Here is a 23,650-nt window from a genome sequence, read left to right on the forward strand (position 1 = left end):
CGACCCCCGAGGCACGGAGGGAACCCCGATGTCCGAAGCACCGCTGCCCGCCCTTCCGGTCACCTTCCGTCCGGGGCGCACCCGGGCGGTCCTGCTGACCCTCAGCGTCGCGATGTTCGTCGTCGTCACCGTCGTGGCGCTGATGCTGGAGCGGCTGGGCCCGGGGGAGCGCGCCAGCTTCGTCTTCACCGCGGCGCTGCTCTCCGGGGTGCTCGCCCTGCTGAGCCGCCCCAAGGTGGTCGCGGACGAGGAGGGCGTCACGGTCGTCAACATCACCCGGACCCGGCGGCTCGCCTGGGCGGAGATCGTCAAGGTCAACCTCCGCCCCGGCGACGCCTGGGTCTTCCTCGACCTGAGCGACGGCACCAGCCTGCCCGCGCTGGGCATCCAGCCCGGCATCGCCCAGGAAGCGGCGATCCGGGACGCCCGCGCGCTGCGGGCCCTGGCGGACAGCAAGGGGACGGTCGCGGAGCGGGTCTGAGACCTGATCCGGGGGCTTCCCGGCGCACGGACCCCGGTCGGGAGAACCCGGATCCGTCCCCCATCCGGGTCGGGCCCCCTGCCCCACGGGGCGTTCGCGTGACTACTCTGGAGGCGGTGGTGCCGAGCGGCACCACCGCCTCGCGTGTGCAGGGCCGTCTTCGCGGCCCGCGGGGCCACCCTTCGACCCGAGGAGTGACTCCCTCCAGCAATGGACGGATCGTCCGGTAGTACCTGCGCCGCCCCCTCCCAGGAGGCGGCGGCATGATCATCTCCCTTCTGCTGCTCGCCGCGGCCTTTCTCCTGATCCTCGCCAACGGCTTCTTCGTGGCCGCCGAGTTCGGACTCGTGACCGTCGAGCGCGCCGAGGCCGAGCGCGCCGCGGCAGCCGGCGACCGGCGCGCCCGCACCGTCGTCACCGCCCTGCGCGAGCTGTCCTTCCAGCTCTCCGGCACCCAGCTCGGCATCACGCTCACCTCGCTCGTCGTCGGCATGCTCGCGCAGCCCGCGCTCGCCGGGCTGCTGAGCGGGCCGCTCACCGCGACCGGACTGCCCGAAGGGGCCGTCCCCGGGGTCGCGGTGGTGATCGGGATGCTGCTCGCCTCCGCCGTCCAGATGGTGGTCGGCGAACTCGTCCCGAAGAACTGGGCGGTCTCCCGGCCGCTCCAGGTGGCCCGCTTCGTCGCCACCCCGCAGCGCCGCTTCTCCGCCCTCTTCCGGCCGGTGATCGCCCTGCTCAACCACGTCGCCAACCGGCTCGTCCGGCTCATGGGCGTCGAGCCCACCGAGGAGCTGGACTCCGTCCGGACCCCCGGCGAGCTCGTCTCCCTCGCCCGGCACTCCGCCCAGGCCGGCGCCCTCGAACAGGACACCGCCGACCTCTTCGTCCGCACCCTCTCCCTCGGCGGCCTCACGACCGGCCAGGTCATGACCCCGCGCGTGAAGGTGAGCGCCCTCCAGTGGGACGCCACCGCCGCCGACGTCCTCAACCTCACCCGGGCCACCGGCCTCTCGCGCTTCCCCGTCTACCGCGACCGGATCGACGAGGTCGTCGGCATGGTCCACCTCAAGGACGCGCTCGCCGTCGCCCCGCACGCCCGGCTGCGCACCCCCGTCGGCCGGATCGCGGTCCCGCCGCTCCTCGTCCCCGAGACGCTGCCCGCCCAGGCCCTCCTGGAGCGGCTGCGCCGGGAGCAGCCGATCGCCGTGGTCGTCGACGAATACGGCGGTACGGCCGGCGTCGTCACCCTGGAGGACATCGTCGAGGAGCTCGTCGGCGAGGTGCGCGACGAGCACGACACCTTCGCCGACGGCAGCCCCGAACTGGCCGCCGCGCCCGCCGAGGACGGCCGCCCCGTCTGGGAGGCCGACGGCTCCTGCCGGGTCCACACACTGCGCCGGATAGGCCTCGACGTGCCCGACGGGCCGTACGAGACCGTGGCCGGGCTCGTCGCCGACCTCCTCGGCCGCATCCCCGCCCCCGGCGACCGCGCCGAGCTCCCCGGCTGGCGGCTCTCGGTGCGCCAGGTCGACCGCTACCGGGCCGGACGCGTCCGGCTCGTGCGGACCGCCCAGGACCCGGACCACGCCGCCGGTACGGACCGGGAGCCGGCCGGCCGCCCGGCGGCCCCGGCCCCCGCCCCGGAGCCGTACGCCGCACCGGTCCCGGCGGAGGCCGTCGCCCCGCTCGTCGCGGAGGGGGCCCGATGAGCACCCTCCAACTGCTGTTCGCCCTCGTCCTGGTGCTGGCGAACGGCTTCTTCGTCGGAGCCGAGTTCGCGCTCGTCTCCGTCCGCCGCAGCCAGATCGAGCCCCTCCCCGGCGCCCGCGCCCAAAAGGTCCTGCACGGTCTGGAGAACCTGCCGCAGATGATGGCGGCCGCGCAGTTCGGCATCACCGTCTGCTCGCTGACCCTCGGCGCCGTCGCCGAGCCGACCGTGGCCCGGCTCCTCGAACCGGTCTTCCACACGGTCGGGGTCCCCGAGGGGCTGATCCACCCGCTCGGCTACGTCATCGCCCTCGCCGCGGTCGTCTTCCTCCACCTCGTCATCGGCGAGATGGTCCCGAAGAACCTGGCGATGGCCGCGCCCGAGCGGACCGCGCTCTGGCTCGCCCCGGCCCTGGTCGGCTTCGCCCGGCTCTGCCGGCCGGTGACGGTCGCGCTGGGCGCCTGCGCCCGGCTCGTCCTGCGGGCGTTCAAGGTCGAGCCGAAGGACGAGGTGGAGGCGGTCTTCACCCGGACGCAGCTCGGCCGGCTCGTGGAGGACGCCGGACAGGCCGGGCTGCTCGACCCGGCCGAGCAGGAGCGCCTGGAGGACGCGCTCGAACTGGGCAACCGCCCGGTGACGGACGTCCTCATCGCCCCCGGCTCGCTGGTGACGGTGCCGCCGTCCGTCACCCCGCGCGAGATCGAGGAGCTGACCGTACGGACCGGCTACTCGCGCTTCCCGGTCCGCGCCGAGGCGCGCGGCACCTTCATGGGCTTCGTGCACGTGAAGGACGTCCTCGACCTGGAGGACCGGGAGCGGGCCGTACCGCACCAGCTGTGGCGGCCGATGGCGACGCTCCGTGCCGAGCTGCCGCTCGACGACGCCCTCACCGTGATGCGCCGCGCCGCCACCCATCTGGCGCAGGTCGCGGACGGCTCGGGCCGGGTCCTCGGCCTGGTCGCCCTGGAGGACGTCCTGGAGATGCTGGTGGGCGAGGTCCGCGACCCGGCCCACCGGCTGCCGGTGGGGTAGGTCCTGTCGTCGAACTCCCGTCGTCCGCCCGGAGGGCGGGCCCTGCGGCGGCAGGCGGGACTTTCGCAACACGCCCTAGTACCCCGGGGGCTCCTGCTGCGGGCCGCGGTCGATCGGACCGCGGCCCGACAGGACCTCGCCGTAGGCCTGCATCAGGTCGGCGAGCCGGAGGGTCGCGAGGTCGTCCCGGGTCGGCGTGCCCGGGTAGCCGGAGAGCCGCAGGTCCCGGTAGGCGCAGGACTTCTCGTACAGGGTCCGCAGGAAGCGGCCGTTGCCCAGCTCGTCGATCCAGCCCTGCTCGACGACGTGCCCGCTGATCGAGCGGAGCTCCTCCCGGGCCTCGTCGTCCCAGCCGTCGCCGTTGGCCGCCGCCAGGACCTCGCCGATCGCGGTGAGTTCGAGCGGCCGGTACGAGGGGAAGTCGACCCGCGTGGTGAAGCGGGAGGACAGGCCGGGGTTGGTGCTGAGCAGCCGGTCCATGCCCTCGGGATAGCCGGCCAGGATGACCACCAGATGGTCGCGGTTGTCCTCGGCCCGCTTGAGCAGGACCTGGAGGGCCTCGTCGCCGTACGCGTCGCCCTTGCTGTAGCCCGTGTTGGACAGCGCGTACGCCTCGTCGACGAAGAGCACCCCGCCGAGCGCCGAGTCGATGAGCTCGTTGGCCTTCACCGCCGTCTGGCCGAGGAACTCGCCGACGAGGTCGGCCCGCTGGGCCTCCACCAGGTGGTCGCCGCCGAGCAGACCGAGGGCGTAGAAGACCCGGCCCAGGATCCGGGCGACCGTGGTCTTCCCGGTGCCGGACGGGCCCGAGAAGACGAAGTGGCGCTTGGGCGGCTGGACCGGGAGCCCCTGGTCGGCGCGCAGCCGCGCCATCTCCAGCTGCGCGGAGAGCGCCTTCACCTGCCGCTTCACCGGGTCGAGCCCGACCATGCACTCCAGCTCGGCGAGCGCCTCCGCGAGCAGGACCGGGTCGGTGGGCCCGGCGGGGAAGCGCGGCGGCCCGGACTGCCCGGGCAGCGATGCCTTCTGCCGTACGGTCTCGGGCGGGGTGACGGGAGCCACCGGCGGTACGGGTTCGGGCGCGAGCCGCAGTCCGTCGCCCAGCGCCCCGGCCTCGGGATCCGGGCCGGGCGCGGTGTCCACCGTCTCCTGGCCGAGACCGCCGCCGACGGTCCCGAGGGCGACCGTCGCGAGCCCGGACGGGTCGTCCATGCCGTCGTACCCCTCGAAGCCGTCGTACTCGGCGATGGCCGCGAGTCGGGCGGCCGTGTCCATGAACGTCGGGTCGATCCGGTGCACGGCCCGGTAGAGGGGCAGGGCGGCGGCACTCCGCCCGGTGCCCTCGTGGGCCCGGGCGAGCCAGTAGCGGAGCTCCTTGCGCTGCGGCTGCTCGCTGCGGCAGCGCATCAGCGAGGCCGAGAGCAGGGGCTCGGCCTGCCCGTACATCTCCAGCCGGACCCGGGCCATGCCGCCGAAGAGGCCCGCCTCGATGCCGAGCAGCGGGTCGTCGACGAGCGTCTCCGTGTGGCGGACGAGCTGGTCCCAGTCCTTGACGAGATAGGCCCGGCAGGCGTGCAGGAAGCGGACCTGCGGGTCGGTGTCGACCGGGGGGAGCCCGGCGAGCGCCCGGTCGAGCTCCGGCACGTGGCGGCCGTCGAGCCAGTGGGAGGCGTGGGCGAGCAGCAGATCGCGCGGGCTCTCCAGGACGGGCTGGACCCACCAGCCCAGCCAGTACCAGGAGTTGAGCGTGCGGCGGTGGCGGGTGCGCTGCTCGCCGAACCGTTCTCGGTTGCGGTACATGCGCAGCAGCGCGGTCGTGGTGTCGACCCGGAGCGCGTGCAGCCCGAGCCAGGCGTCCGCCATCCCGGGATCGATCCGTACCGCCGTCCGGAACTCGTCCTCCGCCTGCGGATAGGCGCCCATCGTGTAGGCGTCGACTCCGCGCAGCCAGGCGAGCTCGGCGGGGGCAAGCGAGCCCTGCGTGCCGATGTCCATCGGGTCCCCCACAACCGTCTTCGCATGGACGGGATTTGACCGCACCTGGGGGCATCGTACCTGCGTAGGGGGTACGTGATTAAGGAGAAGCGCATGATCCGGAAGCAGTGACCCTGGGTGAGCGCCGAGGGGCGCGCGGGGGTTTCCGAGGGGGTGATCCGGGCAGAACGAAGCCCCCGATCACGGGGGAACAACCGGGGGCTTCGCGTCTGCGGCGGCTCCGAAAAGCCGCACATTGAGAACGTAAGACCTCTAAGCCCCCGGGGTCAAGCGGTCTCGAAGCAGTTGCGGAAGCGGACTTCCGGACCCTCAATTCACGGACAGAAAGCCGTCACGGTACGTGATGATCTGGTCCTGGCCCGCTGTCGCAGAGGGCCCGGGAAGCCAGTCGTACCCCTCTCGTCGCTCGCGTACCAGGGTGTCGGCGAAGGGCCGGGAGGGGTCCACGGCGAGGTGGCGAGTCTCCGCCACAGTCCAGCCGTCCCAGAACGCGGCCTGGTCCGGACCGTCCCGGTGCCGCCCCCGGATCCAGGACTCCTCGGGCCCCCGCTCCATCCACAGCAGCCACGCCAGGAACGGCCGCACCGCCGACCGGCCCGCGCCGACACCCTCGACGAGGACGACCGGGGCCGGCGGGAGCGCGCGGGGCCCGGCGAAGGCCCGGCGCGTCCAGTCGTACGGCCGGTAGAGAGCCGTCTCGCCCCGCGAGAGCGGCTCCAGGACCTGCTCCCGCAGCCGGCCGGTCCACTCGAAGAGCTCCTCGTGGGTGGCGAGGTCGTCGAGGTGGAGGACGGGGGCGTCGCCGAGGGAAGCGGCGAGACGGCTCGCGAGGGTGGACTTCCCGGAGCCCGCGTGGCCGTCGACCGCGACCAGCCGGACCGGTCCGCAGGAGGGCGGGAGCCGGAGCAGGGCGCGCGCCGCGCGGTCGACGTCGTTCATGGGGCCAGGGTAGGGGAGTGCGGGACCCTCGCAGGTCAGGGAGGTGCCACCATCAGTGGTCGAGACCAATATTGGTGCGGCGACGCGGGGCGAAGTGCTGGCGGAGGCCGTGGGCGAGCCGGGATAGTGGGCCCGCGCAGCAGGTCCGTACGCCCACCGTCCTCGACTGGGGGTCACCGCCCATGCCCAGCTCCACCCCGCGCAGAACCGTCCTCGCCGCGGCGCTCGCGGCCGCCGCGGGAACGGCCGCGGCCACCGCCGCCCCCGCCTCCGCGACCGCCCCGGACGGCGCCGCCCCCGACCTCGCCCCGGGCGAGCCCGCCGACCGCGCCGGCCGGGGACACCCACCGGCGCGCGGCCTGGTCGACAACCGCTTCTGGTCCTCCTACACGGACTGGAGGTGCGGCAGTGCGGCCGGGACGAGGGCGGTCGCCGGCCTCCGCCCCGGCCTGGTCCTCGCCACCCCCGCGGGCCGCACCGAGTACGCCGACCCGCACACGGGCCGGACCTCGGCCTGGGAGTACGCGAGCTGGACCTCGCCGACCCACACCCCGACCGTGCCGGCCACCGAGGTCATCGCCTCCTGGAACGCCCACACGCCGCCCGGCACCTGGCTCCAGGTCGAGCTCTCCGGCACGTACTCCGACGGCGGCACCACGCCCTGGTACGTGCTGGGGCGCTGGGCGTCCGGCGACGGCGACATCCGGCGCACCTCGGTCGACGACCAGACCGACGGCAAGAGCTCCGTCTGGACCGACACCCTCGCGATCGACGACACGACGAGCGGCCTCCGGCTGTGCTCCTACCGCCTCCGCCTGACGCTGTACCGCACCCCGGGCAGCGGCCTCACCCCCACGGTGTGGCGGCTGGGCGCGATGGCCTCGGACCTCCCGGACCGCTTCACCGTCCCGGCCTCCGAGCCCGGCCCCGCCCACGAGCTGCCCGTGCCGCGCTACTCGCAGAACACCCATGTCGGGCAGTACCCCGAGTACGACAACGGCGGCGAGGCCTGGTGCAGCCCGACCTCCTCCCAGATGATCGTCGAGTACTGGGGGCGCCGCCCCTCCGCCGAGCAGCTGGCCTGGGTCGACCCGGCCTTCGCCGACCCCCAGGTCTGCCACGCGGCCCGCTTCACCTACGACCACCAGTACGAGGGCTGCGGCAACTGGCCCTTCAACGCCGCCTACGCGGCCACGTACCCCGCCATGAACGCGGTGGTCACCCGGCTGCGCTCGCTCACGGAACTCGAATCCCTGGTCCGGGCGGGCATCCCGGCCATAACGTCCCAGTCCTTCCGCGCGGAGGAACTGACCGGAGCCGGGTACGGCACCTCGGGCCACCTCATGACGGTCATCGGCTTCACCCCCGACGGCGACATCATCGCCAACGACCCCGCCTCCCCGACCAACGAGGCCGTCCGCCGGATCTACCGCCGCCGGGAGTGGGAGAACATCTGGCTGCGGACCAAGCGTTATGACGCAAACGGCAAGGTCAGAAGCGGTACGGGAGGGGTCTGCTACCTCTACTGGCCGGTCAAGTCAGCACCAAGTCAGCACCGCGCACTGCGGTCGCTCGGCCTCCTGTGAGCATGTGCGGCCCCACGGCCGTGGGCCACCGTGGTCCACTCATGCCCAACTGGTATGCCCACAACCCCAGGCCCACACCGCAGGTGTGGGCCTGGGGTTGTGGCGCGGCTTCCGATTGCGTCTCGGTTAGCCAGCCAAGCTGGGCGAGCCAGGCGCCGCCCTTCCGGCTGACGAGGGTCCCTCGGCCTGGTGGGAGGGGGCGCGGCTTCACGCCTATCAGCGACCCCTCAACCGCGTCTCCGGAGAGGATCACGCCTTGGGCGCCGAGTTCGGTCATCCGTCGCGTCACAGCCTCGAACTGGATGTGGCCCGCGCCACCGGAGCGGCTTGCGACAATGAAACGGAAACCGGTGTCCCGGGCGGTGGGAAGCACATCCAGGAGTGGGTCGAGGGGAGGCGCCGTCGGGCAGGCGGGACTTTCGCAACACGCCCTAGTGGGTCGCGCGCTCACGGGCGGAAGCGGCCGGGTCCGGTGCGGGCGGTGAGGGCCCGTTGAGTCGCCGCAGATGTCGGCCGGCCCTCGCGCGCGCATCAGCCGGGCGACCCGCTGGTGGTTCACCATCTCCTCGATCCTCGCCCCCAGGTCCTCGTCGACGGCCTTCCGTGCGGCCCGGACGGCCGCCGCGGCCATCCACCGGTAGAACCCGGAAAATCGAATGGGGCCCACAGGGTTCCCCGGATCACCCGAGAGCGGTACTTGCCCATCGTGCACAAGTGGAGCGGGGGCAGGCCCATGCCGGTGAGGTTGGCGGCGTCGCCGCACGCCCAGTGATGTTGCCGGTGCCGTGCGCGGCGGCGGCCTTGCGCCCTTCGCTGATCACGTGAGGCGCGGGGGACAGAATGCTCGCAGCTGGCTCTCGCGCCCTCATACCTGCTCGGGGAAGCCTCCTGTCTGCGGCGTGGGCAAGCCCTCATGCCGTCTGATGGAGGAGCGCGACTGCGTGCAGTGAACAGCGCTTCAGGGTGTCCACAATCTGGATGTTGTCGGGTTCAACCATAAATGGAATCAGGGCAGTTGGGGCCATTCGGGATGCCGAATTCACTGCAAGCTCAAGCCTTGCTCAGAACGCGCAGTTTCTTCTGTCGGCTACACCTCGTCAGCGCTAGCGTTCAGTGCGTCACTTACCAGCCGCAAGTATGTTCGAATCTTGCGGTGCCCACCATCAAGCGTTGGGGGAAGTAGTGAACGTGAAGTCGGGGCTTCGGTCCCTGGGGGCAAGGCGCGCAATCGCTGCTGCCGCGGTCGCCATCGCGGCGGTCGGGGCGGTGCCCAGTGCCGCCTACGGGTTGAACAACGTGCGGACCTGGAATGCCGCGGCCAATCCGCTCGTCGTGAACGGCTACGGCAGCACTGGCAAGGCGTACGGCACCTGGAAGCTGTACAACAGCTCCAACGGAACCCGCTCGCTTGCCGCCGCGTACACGAAGCTGTCGAACGCGGACAACCACAAGGTGTACGTCGAGCTGAACACCCAGGTGAACGCCGGGTACTGCACGACGTACAGCAAGTTCCTGTCGTGCACCCAGCAGTACTGGTCGCACGCCAGCGACGAGTCGGACCACCACAGCAGCAGCTCCTACAAGTACAACCCGGCATCGACTGGCGTTTCGGGCGACGCGGACTACGCCCGGGGCCGGGTGAAGGCGTTTCTCGACATCCCGTGGCGTGACGACCCGGAGACCGGCTGGTCCTACGCCGCAGGTGCGGACAACTACTGATCGAGCCTGAGTCAGTGTTCCGGGTTGCCGACGCTGCAGCGTCGGCAACCCGGAACGCGGCCTCCCTGACCAAGAGAGCTACATCAGTGGACCATCTTCTGCGCTGCCACGACGTCACCAAGGACCACGGGGGAAGCTTCCGGCTCGGGCCGGTGTCCTTGGAGATCAGCAGCGGTGTCACCTGCCTCGTGGGCCCCAACGGGGCAGGCAAGTCAACGTTTTTCAGGCTCGCCGCCGGCCTGGAGAAGCCCACCTCCGGAACCCTCGCCCTCGAAGGCGGCGGACCCGGCAGGGCGTCGATCGGGTACCTGCCGCAGGATCCGGAACTGCCACGCGGCGCCACCTGTGAGGAGTTCCTGCACTACGTGGCCTGGGTCCACAAGGTGCCCGCCGCGAAGCGGGCCGCAGCCGTGTGCGAGGCCCTCGCCCTCACCAACCTGACGGACCGCCGCACCGTCAAGGCCAGGACACTCTCCGGCGGCATGGCCCGTCGGCTGGGCATCGCGCAGGCCTTGATTCACGATCCCGCGCTGATTCTGCTGGACGAACCGACGGTAGGACTCGACCCCCGTCAGCGTATTGCCTTGCGTGAAACGGTTGCCAAGGCCGCGCTCGGGCGCATCGTCATCGTCTCAACCCACCTGGTGGAGGACATCCGCGGTCTGGCCGACCGGGTCATCGTTCTCAGCGCAGGCAGTGTCGTCTTCGACGGAGACGTCCCCGCCCTGGAGGAACGCGCCCAGCCCGACGCGCCCGGTGACACCGACCTCGAGCGCGCCCTCGCCACCCTGATGGGAGAAGCAGAGTGAACGTCCACTCCCTCAGGTACGCGGTCCGCACCCTCATCGGTCCCTGGGTCGTGCTGCCGGCGATGGTGCTGGAGGTGCTCAACTTCTTGCAGCGTGGCATGCCGTGGCGCGGCGAGACTCTCTGGACGGTGGACTGGTTCGCCATCTCGCTGTTCATCATCGGCCCGCTGATCGCCGGAGCAGCGGCCGTGGACGCCTCACGGCTGACCAGGCCCGGCAACATCCACCTTGTCGTGGGCGTCAGCCGACCGCACCGCCCCTACCTCCGCGCAGCGGCGTGGTGCGCCGGCCCCGTCGCCGCCGTCCATCTGCTCGCCATCCTGGCTGGCCTCGCCCTCGGAGGATTCTCCAGCAGCACCTCGTGGCTCCTCATCCTCACCGCGATCCTCGTGCAGATCCTGGCCATTGGCTGGTACGTGGCCATTGGATCGGCAATCGGCCGTTTCGCCAGCCCGCTCATCGCCGGAGCCGGCGCCGCCCTCGGATCCTTTACTTTGATCTACCTGCTCGGTGAAGGCGGAAAGGACGTCTTCGAACCCCTCGCTCTCGGGGGCGCCACAGTCTCCCGGCTCGGCTACGAATACGACCCCGGCTACCTGCTTGCCCAGGTGGCCGTCTTCGCAGGAACCGGCATTCTGCTGCTCATCCTGCCCATCCGCATGCGCTCCGGCGTCCGTATCCCCACCGCGGCCGGCCTGTCTCTCACGCTGGCGGCCGCTGCCGTCGTCGCCGCAGGCCCGTACGCCTTTCCCTCCGACCGCCTCACCGCGAGCCCGAAGGCTCCGACCCGCTGCACCGGTGCACAGCCGACCATCTGCCTCTACCCGGAACACGAACGCTTCGAGGCACAACTGGTGGGCCACATCCAAACCCTCTCGGGCGCGGCCAAGGCCAAGGGATACCCCTCCTTCGTGCCCGACCGCGTCGAGGAGATCAGCCGCACGTACCGCGTGAACGGCAAGGGCACCCTCGGCCTGGACATCCAAGCCGACGCCTACGCCACCGGGACGATCGACATCGCCGACATCGCCGTCGAACTCGTGCGCCCCCTGCACTGCGAACAGCTCTACACCGGAGCACCGCCCGGCGAGGCGTACTGGCAGCGCGAAATGTCCCTGCACGCGACACTGCTCAGCCTCGCCGGTCTCAAGGTCAACGAGGAGGACTACCCCCAGCAGATCAAGATCCTCAGCCCCGAGCAGGTACGCACCATCTTCGCCGACTACGACCGCTGCAACCTGGAGGGCGCGTGAGACCTGCCCTTCACACCGCCCGGGCATGGATCGGCGTCCACTCCGTCAAACCGGCCCTCGTGCTCCTGGCGGTCAGCGCCGCCCTGTCACTCATGGGCGCCAAGGCCATGCTCGACAGCCTGGGCTTCATGGTCTTCGAGACACCCGTCTCACTGCTCCTGCTGGTTCCCACGATCGCCGGCGTGGCCGTCGCGGTAGGCACCGACAACACCGCCCGGATCCCTCTTCCCGAGCCTCTCCGGCTCATCGGCACCCGGCTTGGCTGGATGACGGTTCTCACCATGGCCGCGGCCGCGGCAGCGAACCTGGGCCAGCTGATCGGCCCTGCCGTCCCCTGGCAGGCAGGGCTCCGCAACACCCTGGTACATGCCTCGTTGGCGGTGGCGACCTCCGCCCTGGGGTATATCTCCGTTGCCTGGCTTCCGCCGGTCGGCCTCACCCTGGCAAGCATGTTGTTCGGCTACCCGCCGTCCGAGCCCCGGTACTACTGGTGGGCGGTCATCATGGAAAAGGAGGTCACATCCGGCCAGTGGGCCTCAGTGATCGGAGCATTCACAGCAGCGGCCTGTATCTACGCCCTTGCTCCTGCGCGAAGACTCCACCTTGGGAAGCACCCGTTCACCGCCGCCCCCGAACGACAGGCGGACCTGCTCGTCCGCTCGAAGCCGTGACCTAACGGATCACAGCCCCAACAGGAGGCACCATGGAACTTGTCATGTGGCTCGTCGCAGGATTCATCCTGGTGAGTCTGGTCGGCTTCATCCTCAGCCAAGGGTTCGTAGCGTTCAAAAGGAACCGAGCACGGCGCAACGGTTGACCTGGAGAGCGAGGCGACCTGAATCGCGCGCGACGTGCCGGTCAGGCACGCCAAGTGTCGCACCCCGATTTGCTGCGACCCATCGTCAACGAGCTCCAAGAGCAGCAGAAGAAACACGGGGAGCTCCGGACCGCGTACCGGAGGACGGCCTCGAAGGCGTGGTCTGGGCCCAGGGACAGCAGGTCTGACAGCCGCACGCCCTGGCCGGTCACCGTCCCCCCGACGGGCCTCCGCTGCGCCGGGGTGAGGGCTGAGCTGGGCTTTACCCCGGATTGTGGACACTTCTGAGAAGCGGATCTTCGGGTTCGTGGAGAGGATGTCCTCGTGGGTGCTGCGAGGTACTCGGGGGAGTTCAAGCGGGACGCGGTCGCGCTGGTGGAGTCCAGCGGGCGGCGCATCCCGTCGGTGGCGCGGGAGCTGGGTGTCAACCCGGAGTCGCTGCGGCAGTGGGGCGCGCGCTCGCGGGCGGAAGTGGCGACGTCCGGTGCGCGCGGTGAGGGCCCGTTGAACCCCGTGGAGCGCGAGGAACTGCGACGCCTGCGCAAGCAGGTCCGCGAGCTGGAGCGGGAGATCCTGCGGAAGGCAGCCGCGTAGTGAACCACAAGCGGGTCGCCCGGCTGATGCGCGAGCGCGGGCTGGCAGGCCGGCACCTGCGACGGACGGTCCGCACGACGGTCGCGGGCAGCTGGCCAGGCGGATCACCAATCTGGCAGGACAGCTCGGCCTGCACTGATCGAGCCTGCTATCGAAGGCGACGGGCCCCGGAAAAAGTTGTCCCGTAACTGTGGCTGCGGCTGCCCCGCAGCCGCAGTTACGGGACAACTCTTGGAACCCCAGGACTCGATGATGTTCACCGCGATCTCGCCGCGCGCGTTCTCCTTGTACTTGACGTTCATGCGACCGTTCGGCATCGCTCTTTCAGCCATTTCCGGACCTCCGTCGGAGAGAATCGAAGCTGCTGGCCTATACGGAAGCTCGAGAGTTCCTCCTTGAGGTGGTTGTCGTAGACCCAATAAGTAGGCTTCCCGAGATAGGTGGCAAGCGCCTTTACGCACCCCGCATCGGCTCACTCGCAGGTAATTCCTCTACGCTTGCTTCAGTTGCTCGCGACGACGGCAGTGACGAAACTCGGCCCCATCCAAGAGGGTGGAGGTCTGCGTGGCGGCGAGGGGGCACAGAGTCAGCACCGATCCAGCACGACGCACCCGAACGGGCCGGAACGGACGCCAGTGGAAGGCAGCACCAGGTCAGCACCAGCGCGTCCGTGCTCGATTTGTCTCGCGCGGTCCGAGCCTGTGACCTGCATGTTTGCGAAGGGGGCGTCGCGTGGTAAGCGGCGCCCTCCCATTTGGAGAACATCTGGCTGCGTACCAAGCGGTACAACGCGAGCGGTCGAGTGGTCTCCGGCACAGGCGGGGTCTGTTATCTCTACTTCCCGGACCGGCCCTCGCCCGCGCAGCGCAAGGCCCTCGCGGCCCTCGGCATCGGCTGAGCGGGGCGGGCGGCCGCGGGGGACGTGACCGACGTCTCTACCCCGGGGCCGTCCGGGTGTCGCACTGTGGTGGCCATGACCGCAACCACGTACACCCGACTCCTCTCCCGCGCCCGGACGGGCGGGCCCCGGGACGGCGACGGCCCCAAGATCCTGGAGCACGTGCTCGGCTGGACCCTCGTCGTCGTGCTCGCCGTGTTCGTCACCCGGGCGGGTCTCATGTGACGCCGCCCGTGTGATGCCCGGGGACGGAACGGGCATACTCCCCGCGACCCCGTGCGCGCCCGCTCGCGCCGCCCGCCAGGGAGGAGCACCCGGCCATGTCCGAAAGCCCCGCCGACGGCGTGGAACGCCGGCTGCCCAGCGACGAGGCCAGGGAGCTGCTCGCCCTGGTCCGTGACATCGCCCGGCGCGAGATCTCCCCGCGCGCCGCGGAGGAGGAGGCGGCCGGGGTCTTCCCCCGCGAGCTCTTCGCGCTTCTCTCCCGGTCGGGGCTGCTCGGACTCCCGTACGACCCGGAGTACGGCGGGGGAGGGCAGCCGTACGAGGTCTACCTCCAGGTCCTGGAGGAGCTCGCGGCGGCCCGGCTCACCGTGGGCCTCGGCGTCAGCGTCCACACGCTCTCCTGCCACGCGCTCGCGGGCTACGGCACCGAGGAGCAGCGGGCCGAGCACCTGCCCGCGATGCTGGGCGGCGGCCTCCTCGGGGCGTACTGCCTCTCCGAACCCTCCGCCGGCTCGGACGCGGCGGCGCTGCGGACCCGGGCCGTCCGGGACGGCGAGGACTGGGTCGTCGACGGCACCAAGGCCTGGATCACCCACGGCGGGATCGCGGACTTCTGCACGGTCATGGCCCGCACCGGCGGTCCGGGGGCGCGCGGCATCAGCGCCTTCCTGGTGCCGGGGGACGCCCCGGGGCTCAGCGCGGCCCCGCCCGAGCGGAAGATGGGCATGAAGGGCTCGCCCACCGCCCAGCTGAACTTCGACGGCGTACGGGTCCCCGACGCGCGGCGCCTCGGCGCGGAGGGCCAGGGGTTCGCCATCGCGCTCGCCGCCCTGGACTCGGGGCGGCTCGGCATCGCCGCCTGCGCGGTCGGGCTGGCCCGGGCGGCGCTGGACGAGGCCGTCGCGTACGCGCGGGGGCGCCGGCAGTTCGGGCGCCCGATCGCCGACTTCCAGGGTCTCCGCTTCCTGCTCGCCGACATGGCGACCCAGCTGGAGGCGGGCCGGGCGCTCTGCCTGGAGGCGGCGCGGCTCCGGGACGAGGGGCGGGAGTTCGGGCGGTCGGCGGCCATGGCCAAGCTCTTCTGCACGGACGCCGCGATGCGGATCACGACCGACGCGGTGCAGGTGCTCGGCGGGTACGGCTACACCGCGGACTTCCCCGTGGAGCGGTATCTGCGCGAGGCGAAGATGCTGCAGATCGTCGAGGGGACCAATCAGATCCAGCGGGTGGTCATCGCACGTCACCTCGTCGGACCAGAGTCCCGCTGACGCGTACGGTCCGGTCCGCCCAGACCGGACCGGCGGCGAGCCGGGCCCACTCCTGGTCGCGGTGGCCGGGGAGGGTGCGGCCCTGGCTGGCCCACAGGCTGAGGACGTCCTGGTAGATGGGCGGGTCGGCGCAGGCCGGGCCGGGGATCGGCACGGCGACGGGGACCGCGCCGGGCACGGGCATCGGGACGGGTGTGGGGGGCGGCAGCGGTGCGCCGCCGGGCGCGGGGGCCGGCAGAGGGGCGGCGAGGGGCACAGGGGCCGCCGCCTGTGCGGCGAGGGGTGCGGGCGTCTGCGGAGGCACCGGCGCCTTATGAGGAACCGATTCTTCACCGTACGGCTCGGCCTGCCGGTGCCGACCGTAGCCACTGGGAGTCGTGTACAGCGTGGTCATGCCCGGACCAACGCCTTCCGGCCGTTCGGGGTCACCCCCGAACGGATTCGGGCGGCAGTTCGCCCGGTACCCGGTGCGCGGCTCTGGTCCCGCCGCGCTCATCTGACGTACCGTCAGCTCTCATCGCGGAAGCACCCGCCGACGCGGAACCACCCGCCGATCAGGAGGTCAGTCATGTCGGTGAACCGGCACGCGGAGGACCGGCCCGTCGCGCTCGACGAATACCCGGTGCACCAGGCCCCGCTCTCGATGAAGCACCACGTCAGCGGCGACCGCAACGCCTACGACCGCTGCATCTTCCACGTCTTCGACCACCAGGGCAGGGCCCTGCTCATCGCCGGCCTCGGCGTCTACCCGAACACCGGCGTCATCGACGCCTACGCGACCCTCCGCATCGGCGACCGGCTGCACGCCGTCCGCGCCTCGGACGCCCTCGGCGACGACCGCACGAACCTCTCCGTCGGCCCCCTCACCATCACGGTCGACGAACCCCTCAAGCGGCTCTCCCTGCACTGCGACGCCGATCCCGACGACCCCGAGGGCCTCTCCCTCGACCTCACCTGGACCGGCGACTTCCCCACCGTCTGGGAGCCCCACCACACCCAGCGCCACGGCGGCCGCCTCACCCTCGAAGGCCGCCGCTTCGTCCAGGCCGGGCACTGCGCGGGCACGATCAGGGCCGGCGGCGAGGAGTTCACGGTCACCGAGGCGGAGTGGACCGGCACCCGCGACCGCAGCTGGGGGGTCCGCCCGATACCCGGCGAAGAACCCGGCCGCGCAGCCGAGTTCCGCCCCGAGGGCTTCCACTGGCTCTGGATACCGATGCGCTTCGAGGACCGCTTCCTCATGGTCATCGCCCAGGAGGACGCCGACGGCTACCGCACCCTCAACGAGGCCCTGCTCGTACGGAACGGCCACCGCGACACCCAACTCGGCTGGCCCCGCACCGACATCACGTACCGCCCCGGCACCCGCCACCCCGAGCGGGCCGTCGTCCACCTCGCCGACCCGGCCGGGAAACCCCTGGAGATCGGCGTCGAGATCCTCGCCTCCTCGCCCCTGGCCGTCGGCGCGGGATACCCGCCCGCCACCGACTGGCAGCACGGCACCTGGCAGGGCCGGGGCTGGACCGACCGGCGCGTCTACGACCTCTCCGACCCGTCCGCGCACCCCATGGCCGCCTACGGGGTCACCGACCACGCCGCCCGCTTCACCCTCGACGGCCGCACCGGCTACGGCATCTTCGAACACGGCTCCTTCGGCCGCCACGACCCCAGCGGCTTCGCCGACCACACCTCGACGGCCGGCTGAGGAGGAGACCGCCATGGCAACCGCCCCCCGTCCCCGCACCAGCACCCGCGACCCCGAGGAGCTCGGCCGCCGGCTCACCGCCTGGTTGGACCGGCACCTGCCCGGCGCCCGCGTCACCGGCCTCGCCGTGCCCGGCTCCAACGGCATGTCCAGCGAGACGCTGCTCTTCGACCTGGAGCACCCCGACGCCCCCGTGCGCGGCTGCGCCCTCCGGCTGGCGGCCGACCCCGCCGCGTACACCGTCTTCCCCGTCTACGACATGGCACGGCAGCACCGCGTGATGCGCCTCGTCGGCGAGCACACCGACGTTCCCGTACCGCGGGTGCTCTGGCTGGAGGAGGACCCGGAGCCGCTCGGCGCCCCGTTCTTCGTGATGGCCCGCGCCGAGGGCCGCGTGCCGCCGGACGTCATGCCCTACACGTACGAGGGGAACTGGCTGCACGCCGCCACCGACGCCGAACGCGCCCTCCTGGAGGACGAGTCCGTCGCCGTACTGGCCCGGCTGCACGACCAGTTCCCCGCCAAGGAGGCCGAGTTCCTCCTGCCCGACGGTGCGGGCACTCCGCTGCGCCGCCACGTCGACGCCCAACGCGCCTACTACGCGTGGGTGGTGGAGGGGCTCGCCCCCTCGCCGCTCATCGAGTCGGCCTTCGACTGGCTGGAGGCGCACTGGCCGGCGGACGAGGGGCAGGCCGTCCTCGGCTGGGGCGACGCCCGGATCGGGAACATCGTCTACGACGGGTTCACGCCCGCCGCCGTCCTCGACTGGGAGATGGCGTCCTGCGTCCCGCGCGAGGTCGACCTCGGGTGGACGGTCTACCTCCACCGCTTCTTCCAGGACCTGACGGTCTCCTTCGGCCAGCCCGGCCTGCCCGACTTCCTGCGCCGCGACGCGATCGAGCGGCGGTACGCGGAACTGACCGGGCACACCCCGCGCGACATGGAGTTCCACACGCTCTACGCGGCGCTGCGGCACGCGATCGTGATGCTCAGGATCGCGTACCGGCAGGCCCACTTCGGAGAGGTCGAGGTGCCCGGCGACCCGGACGCCCTCATCCTGCACCACGCCACGCTCGCGGCGATGGTGCGGGGAAGCTACTGGTGAGGCGGGTGCCCTGAGCGGGCACCGCCGATCACGGACTAAGCGGCGCGCCGCATCTGGGGCACCCGCAGCGGACGCGAGCCCGGACCGCCGACGTGCGAGAAGGGCTGCGTCCGCCAGTCGAGACCCTGGGGGAGCGTCAGGAGCAGCGCGGTGTCCTGCTCCTGCGCCTCCAGGCTGTCGTCCGCCGGGACGGCCGAGGCGGCCGGGAGGCCCGTGCCCCGGCAGACCGTCAGGACGAAGGGGTTCCACGGCGTGGGGCACTGGGCGTGCTCGGGCAGCACGTCCTCGTCGGCGAGCAGCGCGATCGGCTGCACGCACTCCGGGCAGACGACCCGGAACATCTCAAAGGTGTCGTACGCGTCGAGCTCGTCGAACGTGTCGACGGATTCAACAGGATCCTGCATGGAGAATCTCCCCCTCGGGTGCGTCGGCCGGGTCTGTGACGGCCTCGACCACAGCAAGCACTTCCCATGCGGAACTCCGCATAACCGTGAGCCGGGACCCCGGGCCCGACGCAAACCTGTGGTGTTCGTCACATGCCCGTCGCAGGTGCCCCGTGACCGCCCATAGCGGCCTATACGGGTGGCCCCCGGTTGTCCCGGTGCGGGCGGGGCGCACTAGGGTCACCGCATGGAGGAGCTGGATCGTCAGATCGTCGAGTTGCTCGTCAAGGACGGGCGCATGAGCTACACCGACCTGGGCAAGGCCACCGGCCTGTCCACCTCGGCTGTGCATCAGCGCGTCCGCCGGCTCGAGCAGCGCGGAGTCATCCGCGGCTATGCCGCCGTCGTCGACCCGGAGGCCGTGGGCCTGCCGCTCACCGCGTTCATCTCGGTCAAACCCTTCGACCCGAGCGCCCCCGACGACACCCCCGACCGGCTCGCCGACATCCCGGAGATCGAGGCCTGTCACAGCGTCGCCGGCGAGGAGAACTACATCCTGAAGGTCCGGGTCGCCACGCCGCTGGAGCTGGAGCACCTGCTCAGCCGCATCCGCTCGCAGGCCGGGGTGTCCAGCCGCACGACCGTCGTCCTGTCCACCCCGTACGAGGCCCGGCCACCCCGCATCTGACCACGCGCCACCCCGGACGGGGACCTGCCGGACAAACCGGGTCCCCGCACGCCCTAGCCTGGTCGCATGAGTGAGTCCATGTCCGCGGCGTCCGCCGCCGCCCCCGCCGACGAGCAGCGCACCGTGCTGCTGCGCGGCGGGGAAGTCCACAGCCCCGCCGATCCCTTCGCCACCGCCATGGTGGTGGAGCGCGGGCACGTCGCCTGGGTGGGCTCGGAGGGCGCGGCCGACGCCTTCGCCTCCGGTGTGGACGAGGTGGTCGACCTGGAGGGTGCGCTCGTCACCCCGGCGTTCGTCGACGCGCACGTGCACACCACGGCCACCGGCTTCGCCCTCACCGGCCTCGACCTGTCCTCCGCCGCCTCGCTCGCCGAGGCGGCGGAGCTGATCCGGTCCCACGCCGCCGCCCGCCCCGCGGACCGCATCCTCATCGGCCACGGCTGGGACGCCTCCCGGTGGCCCGAGCGCCGCCCGCTCACCCGCGATGAGCTCGACGGGCTCACCGGCGGCCGCCCGCTCTACCTGACCCGGATCGATGTCCACTCGGCCGTCGTCACGACCGCCCTCCTCGACCTCGTCCCCGGCATCCGCGACCTGGACGGCTTCCACGACGGGCAGCGGCCGCTCACCGGTGACGCGCATCACGCCGTCCGCGCCGCCGCCTTCGCCGCCGTCTCCCCGGCCCAGCGCACGGAGGCGCAGCGCGCCGCCCGCAGCCACGCCGCCTCCCTCGGCATCGGCACCCTGCACGAGTGCGGCGGCCCCCGGATCTCCTCCGAGGACGACTTCACCGGCCTCCTGGACCTCGCACGCTCCGAGGCCGGACCCCGGGTCGTGGGCTACTGGGCCGACCTCGACATCGACCGTGCCCGGGCCCTGGGCGCCCTCGGGGCGGCCGGTGACCTGTTCGCCGACGGTTCCCTCGGCTCCCACACCGCCTGCCTCCACGAGCCGTACGCGGACCACGCGGCCCACGCCGGCACCGCCCCCACGGGCGCCGCCCACCTGGACGCCCCCACCGTCGCCGCCCACGTCGTGGCCTGCACCGAGGCGGGGCTCCAGGCCGGCTTCCACGCCATCGGGGACGCCGCCGTCGGCGCGGTCGTCGAGGGCGTCCGCGCCGCCGCCGAGAAGCTCGGCCTCGCCCGGATCCGGGCAGCCCGGCACCGCGTCGAGCACGCCGAGATGCTCACCCCCGAGACGATCGCCGCCTTCGCCGAGCTGGGCCTCACCGCCTCCGTCCAGCCCGCCTTCGACGCCCTCTGGGGCGGCGAGCAGGGCATGTACGCCGACCGGCTCGGCGTCGAGCGGGCCAGGACCCTCAACCCGTACGCGGCGCTCCTGCGCGCCGGCGTGCCGCTGGCCTTCGGCTCCGACGGCCCGGTCACCCCGCTCGACCCGTGGGGCACCGTCCGCGCCGCCGCGTTCCACCGCACCCCCGAGCACCGGATCTCCGTCCGCGCCGCCTTCACCGCTCACACCCGGGGCGGCTGGCGGGCCGTGGGCCGTGACGACGCCGGGACGCTCGTCCCCGGCGCCCCCGCCGACTACGCGGTCTGGAGCACCGGCGAACTCCTCGTCCAGGCCCCCGACGACCGGGTGGCCCGCTGGTCCACCGACCCCCGCTCCGGTACGCCCGGTCTGCCCGATCTGTCTCCCGGTGCGGAGCTCCCCGTCTGCCTCCGTACGGTGGTGTACGGGCAGGCGGTGTTCGTACGGCCGAACGAGTGATGTAGGGATATTTCCGACCGCCCGACACCGCTCCGTACGCTTGTCCCCGACCTGCGGATCTTCCTCTCCTGCCTGGCCTTTCATGGAGTCTCCGCAGGTCAAGCGGGTGTTGACAGTCGACGGTCGCGGGCGGGTAGGTTCACGGCGTCCACCACAGGACGTCCGACCGGTTCACACCGCCCCGCAGCCGCCGACCGCCGCCCGCGCCTCGGCCGCGAGGGAAGGTTTCTCCGGCGGAAGGTGCGACCCGGGTGGGGCCCGGACGTTCAGTAGACAACGGCTCTCGGTCGACCCGCAGCCAGCGGATCCCAGGTCGGACCGAAGGACGTCGGGCCCCGCACCGCACGGCAACCGCCCCCATATGTCCGGTAACCGCGCGACCGCCGCGCCGGAGCACTCCGAGGACCTCGCTATGGTGGGGTTCTCGTATGTATCCGAAGGGGCAGTAGTGAACGACGGTGGCCAGAGGCGTTACGGCCCGCTCGGCAAGGCCTTGGTGATCATTCCGACCTACAACGAGGCGGAGAACATCAAGCCGATCGTCGCGCGGGTGCGGGAGGCGGTACCCGAGGCGCACGTTCTCGTCGCGGACGACAACAGCCCCGACGGTACGGGCAAGTTCGCGGACGAGATCTCCTCCGAGGACGATCACGTCCACGTCCTGCACCGGAAGGGCAAGGAGGGGCTCGGCGCCGCCTACCTCGCCGGCTTCCGCTGGGGCATCGAGCACGGCTACGACGTCCTCGTCGAGATGGACGCGGACGGCTCGCACCAGCCGGAGGAGCTGCCGCGGCTGCTCACCGCCCTCAAGGGCGCGGACCTGGTCCTCGGCTCGCGCTGGGTGCCGGGCGGCCGGATCGTGAACTGGCCCAAGTCCCGCGAGTTCATCTCCCGCGGCGGCAGCCTCTACTCCCGCGTGATGCTCGACGTGCCGATCCGCGACGTCACCGGCGGCTACCGGGCCTTCCGCAAGGAGACCCTGGAGGGCCTGGGCCTGGAGGACGTGGCCTCCGCGGGCTACTGCTTCCAGGTCGACCTGGCCCGCCGCGCGGTCGCCGCGGGCTTCCACGTCGTCGAGGTCCCGATCACCTTCGTGGAGCGCGAGGTCGGCGACTCCAAGATGAGCCGGAACATCGTCGTCGAGGCGCTGTGGCGGGTCACCGGCTGGGGCCTGACCGCGCGTGCGGAGAAGGTCGGCAGGATGCTCGGCCGCAAGTCCTCCTGACGCCTCCCCGTCAGCCCGGCCCCCGTCGCTCGTACTGATTCCTTCTTTACGACGTTCCGGCGGGGCGCCAGGCACACTGGGGGCCATGACGACCGGCGCAACGCCTCCCCTCGCCCCCAAGCGCTCCCGCGCGCGCACCTTCGCCCCCCTCGCCGTCGCCGCCTGGCTGGTCCTGGAGATCTGGCTGCTCACGGTGGTGGCGAGCGCGACGGGCGCGCTCACCGTGCTCGCCCTGCTCGTCGGTGGCGCCGTGCTCGGCGCCACCGTGGTGAAGCGGGCGGGCCGCCGCGCCTTCCGGAACCTCACCACGACCTTCCAGCAGGCCCAGACGGCCGCCCGGACGGGCCAGATGCCGACGCAGGACGCCACGACCGGCGCGGCGGACCGCAACGGCTTCCTGATGCTCGGTGGTCTGCTCCTGATGCTGCCCGGCTTCGTCTCGGACGCGGCCGGACTCCTGTTGCTCATCCCGCCGGTCCGCTCCTTCCTCGGGCGGTACACGGAGAAGGCCGTCGAGCGCCGGATGGCCGCGGCGCCTCCCGGCAGCCTCCAGGACGCCTTCCAGCAGGCGCGCATCCACCGCCCGGACGGAAAGGTCGTCCAGGGCGAGGTCGTCCGCGAGGACGCGAGCCAGGGCCCCCGCGGCCCCGAGGTGCCCCGCCCGCCCCTGCTGCCCTGATCGACGCCGTACGAGCTCCGCGCATCCTTCCCCGGGTGCGCGGAGCTCGCGTATCCGCGTCTCCGCGCACCCGGTTCCGGCCGCCGGTCCGGCAGGCGTGGGCCCCCGTACGAGGACCGGCCGTGGACCAGCTGGCACACGGAAACGCCGCGGGGCCTGGTACACGTGGTGTGTACCAGGCCCCGCGGCGTTGTCGGTCCGGGTTGTCAGTCCGGCGGTCCGCTAGGCGGACTTGCGGCTGTCGCGCGGATGCACGGCGATGTTCATGGCGCCGGAGCGCAGGACGGCCAGCCTCTCGGCGAGGACCTCCTCCAGCTCCTCGCGGGTTCGCCGCTCCATGAGCATGTCCCAGTGCGTACGCGCAGGCTTGCCCTTCTTCTCCTCAGGTCCGTCCCCGTCCACCAGGAGTGCCTGGATTCCGCAGACCTTGCATTCCCACTCCGGCGGAATCTCCGCCTCCACCGAGAAGGGCATCTCAAAACGATGGCCCTTCTCGCATGCGTACTCCACGGCCTGGCGCGGAGCCAGATCGATGCCGCGGTCGGTCTCGTAGCTGGTCACCACGAGGCGCGTGCCGCGAAGAGCTCGCTCACTCATGAATCGTGCCTCCCGGGCTTGTCGCCCACAGGACAGGTGTCGCTGTCGTCGTTATCCGGTCAACGTCCGGTCGGCGGTAAAGATTCCCGTGCCGGGTCATGCGTCGCCCGTCGTGCCGCCCCTTGTTGTACCCACCAGTGCCCGTTTTGTCACATCTGACATCAGATGTGACTCACTGTCTTCACCAAAGCAGCACGCAGTAACGGTCCGCCT

General features: G+C 71.8%; 23 protein-coding genes and 1 pseudogene. 19 read left to right on the top strand and 5 right to left on the bottom strand.

Annotation, left to right across the window (positions count from 1 at the left end; translation table 11 throughout):
* Positions 1-28 precede the first annotated feature (28 nt).
* The 3 genes from ACF08F_RS21225 (at position 29) to ACF08F_RS21235 (ending at position 3,221) form a co-directional block, all read left to right on the top strand.
* The gene (locus ACF08F_RS21225; protein WP_392300066.1) at positions 29-481 is read left to right on the top strand and encodes a PH domain-containing protein; all 453 of its coding nucleotides are present in this window, start codon (positions 29-31) and stop codon (positions 479-481) included.
* A gap of 263 nt (positions 482-744) precedes the next feature.
* A complete protein-coding gene (locus ACF08F_RS21230) occupies positions 745-2,190 on the top strand; it encodes a hemolysin family protein (RefSeq protein ID WP_392300067.1) in 1,446 nt (481 codons plus the stop codon).
* Entirely contained in the window at positions 2,187-3,221 is a 1,035-nt protein-coding gene (locus ACF08F_RS21235) for a hemolysin family protein (RefSeq protein WP_392300068.1), read from the top strand. The genes ACF08F_RS21230 and ACF08F_RS21235 overlap by 4 nt, the downstream gene beginning before the upstream one ends.
* A 75-nt stretch (positions 3,222-3,296) precedes the next feature.
* Here ACF08F_RS21235 and ACF08F_RS21240 read toward each other — a convergent pair whose 3' ends face one another.
* Both ACF08F_RS21240 and ACF08F_RS21245 read right to left on the bottom strand, forming a co-directional pair.
* Positions 3,297-5,216 (bottom strand): AAA family ATPase, encoded by a 1,920-nt coding sequence (locus ACF08F_RS21240; RefSeq protein ID WP_392300069.1) that lies wholly within the window; start codon positions 5,214-5,216, stop codon positions 3,297-3,299.
* Between the two features lie 309 nt (positions 5,217-5,525).
* On the bottom strand, positions 5,526-6,155 hold the full coding sequence (locus ACF08F_RS21245; protein ID WP_392300070.1) for a uridine kinase: 630 nt from the start codon (positions 6,153-6,155) through the stop codon (positions 5,526-5,528).
* Positions 6,156-6,337: 182 nt separating this feature from the next.
* Here ACF08F_RS21245 and ACF08F_RS21250 point away from each other — a divergent pair, with 182 nt between their 5' ends.
* The 10 genes and pseudogenes from ACF08F_RS21250 to ACF08F_RS21295 all read left to right on the top strand — a co-directional run bounded on the left by ACF08F_RS21250 (position 6,338) and on the right by ACF08F_RS21295 (position 15,324).
* The gene (locus tag ACF08F_RS21250; protein ID WP_392300071.1) at positions 6,338-7,741 is read left to right on the top strand and encodes a peptidase C39 family protein; all 1,404 of its coding nucleotides are present in this window, start codon (positions 6,338-6,340) and stop codon (positions 7,739-7,741) included.
* Between the two features lie 506 nt (positions 7,742-8,247).
* Positions 8,248-8,382 (top strand): hypothetical protein, encoded by a 135-nt coding sequence (locus ACF08F_RS21255; protein WP_392300072.1) that lies wholly within the window; start codon positions 8,248-8,250, stop codon positions 8,380-8,382.
* Between the two features lie 655 nt (positions 8,383-9,037).
* A complete protein-coding gene (locus ACF08F_RS21260) occupies positions 9,038-9,460 on the top strand; it encodes a hypothetical protein (protein WP_392300073.1) in 423 nt (140 codons plus the stop codon).
* Between the two features lie 86 nt (positions 9,461-9,546).
* The gene (locus ACF08F_RS21265; protein ID WP_392300074.1) at positions 9,547-10,269 is read left to right on the top strand and encodes an ATP-binding cassette domain-containing protein; all 723 of its coding nucleotides are present in this window, start codon (positions 9,547-9,549) and stop codon (positions 10,267-10,269) included.
* Between the two features lie 62 nt (positions 10,270-10,331).
* On the top strand, positions 10,332-11,522 hold the full coding sequence (locus ACF08F_RS21270; protein ID WP_392300075.1) for a hypothetical protein: 1,191 nt from the start codon (positions 10,332-10,334) through the stop codon (positions 11,520-11,522).
* Complete coding sequence (locus ACF08F_RS21275; RefSeq protein ID WP_392300076.1) at positions 11,519-12,193, top strand: hypothetical protein; 675 nt, start codon at positions 11,519-11,521, stop codon at positions 12,191-12,193. Before ACF08F_RS21270 ends, ACF08F_RS21275 begins: the two co-directional genes overlap by 4 nt.
* Positions 12,194-12,663: 470 nt before the next feature.
* Positions 12,664-12,933, top strand: coding sequence for a transposase (locus ACF08F_RS21280; RefSeq protein WP_392300077.1), 270 nt, complete (start codon positions 12,664-12,666; stop codon positions 12,931-12,933).
* A gap of 757 nt (positions 12,934-13,690) precedes the next feature.
* Positions 13,691-13,831: pseudogene (locus ACF08F_RS21285) on the top strand (peptidase C39 family protein); the annotation flags it as partial.
* Positions 13,832-13,906: 75 nt separating this feature from the next.
* The gene (locus ACF08F_RS21290; RefSeq protein WP_317593739.1) at positions 13,907-14,056 is read left to right on the top strand and encodes an SCO1431 family membrane protein; all 150 of its coding nucleotides are present in this window, start codon (positions 13,907-13,909) and stop codon (positions 14,054-14,056) included.
* Between the two features lie 95 nt (positions 14,057-14,151).
* Positions 14,152-15,324 (top strand): acyl-CoA dehydrogenase family protein, encoded by a 1,173-nt coding sequence (locus ACF08F_RS21295; RefSeq protein ID WP_392300078.1) that lies wholly within the window; start codon positions 14,152-14,154, stop codon positions 15,322-15,324.
* On the opposite strand, the gene ACF08F_RS21300 is transcribed toward ACF08F_RS21295, so the two are convergent.
* A complete protein-coding gene (locus ACF08F_RS21300) occupies positions 15,287-15,628 on the bottom strand; it encodes a hypothetical protein (RefSeq protein WP_392300079.1) in 342 nt (113 codons plus the stop codon). The genes ACF08F_RS21295 and ACF08F_RS21300 overlap by 38 nt on opposite strands.
* Before the next feature lie 264 nt (positions 15,629-15,892).
* Here ACF08F_RS21300 and ACF08F_RS21305 point away from each other — a divergent pair, with 264 nt between their 5' ends.
* Together ACF08F_RS21305 and ACF08F_RS21310 are read left to right on the top strand one after the other, a co-directional pair.
* Positions 15,893-17,029, top strand: coding sequence for a hypothetical protein (locus tag ACF08F_RS21305; RefSeq protein ID WP_392300080.1), 1,137 nt, complete (start codon positions 15,893-15,895; stop codon positions 17,027-17,029).
* Positions 17,030-17,042: 13 nt separating this feature from the next.
* Complete coding sequence (locus ACF08F_RS21310; protein WP_392300081.1) at positions 17,043-18,134, top strand: phosphotransferase family protein; 1,092 nt, start codon at positions 17,043-17,045, stop codon at positions 18,132-18,134.
* A 35-nt stretch (positions 18,135-18,169) separates the two neighbouring features.
* Here the strand turns inward: ACF08F_RS21310 and ACF08F_RS21315 are convergent, their stop codons facing one another.
* Positions 18,170-18,538, bottom strand: a complete 369-nt coding sequence (locus ACF08F_RS21315; RefSeq protein ID WP_392300082.1) for a hypothetical protein — start codon at positions 18,536-18,538, stop codon at positions 18,170-18,172.
* Positions 18,539-18,764: 226 nt separating this feature from the next.
* Between ACF08F_RS21315 and ACF08F_RS21320 the strand changes: the two genes are divergently transcribed.
* From ACF08F_RS21320 to fxsA, 4 genes are all read left to right on the top strand, one after another.
* Positions 18,765-19,205 (top strand): Lrp/AsnC family transcriptional regulator, encoded by a 441-nt coding sequence (locus ACF08F_RS21320; RefSeq protein WP_024760806.1) that lies wholly within the window; start codon positions 18,765-18,767, stop codon positions 19,203-19,205.
* A 66-nt stretch (positions 19,206-19,271) separates the two neighbouring features.
* Positions 19,272-20,936 (top strand): amidohydrolase, encoded by a 1,665-nt coding sequence (locus ACF08F_RS21325; RefSeq protein ID WP_392300083.1) that lies wholly within the window; start codon positions 19,272-19,274, stop codon positions 20,934-20,936.
* 412 nt (positions 20,937-21,348) lie between these two features.
* A complete protein-coding gene (locus ACF08F_RS21330) occupies positions 21,349-22,161 on the top strand; it encodes a polyprenol monophosphomannose synthase (RefSeq protein WP_392300084.1) in 813 nt (270 codons plus the stop codon).
* A gap of 85 nt (positions 22,162-22,246) precedes the next feature.
* Positions 22,247-22,840 (top strand): FxsA family membrane protein, encoded by a 594-nt coding sequence (fxsA, locus tag ACF08F_RS21335; RefSeq protein ID WP_392300085.1) that lies wholly within the window; start codon positions 22,247-22,249, stop codon positions 22,838-22,840.
* Positions 22,841-23,062: 222 nt separating this feature from the next.
* On the opposite strand, the gene ACF08F_RS21340 is transcribed toward fxsA, so the two are convergent.
* Entirely contained in the window at positions 23,063-23,437 is a 375-nt protein-coding gene (locus ACF08F_RS21340) for an RNA polymerase-binding protein RbpA (RefSeq protein WP_015032218.1), read from the bottom strand.
* Between the last annotated feature and the right edge of the window lie 213 nt (positions 23,438-23,650).

The sequence above is a fragment of the Streptomyces sp. NPDC015130 genome (assembly GCF_043080005.1).
Classification (GTDB): domain Bacteria; phylum Actinomycetota; class Actinomycetes; order Streptomycetales; family Streptomycetaceae; genus Streptomyces.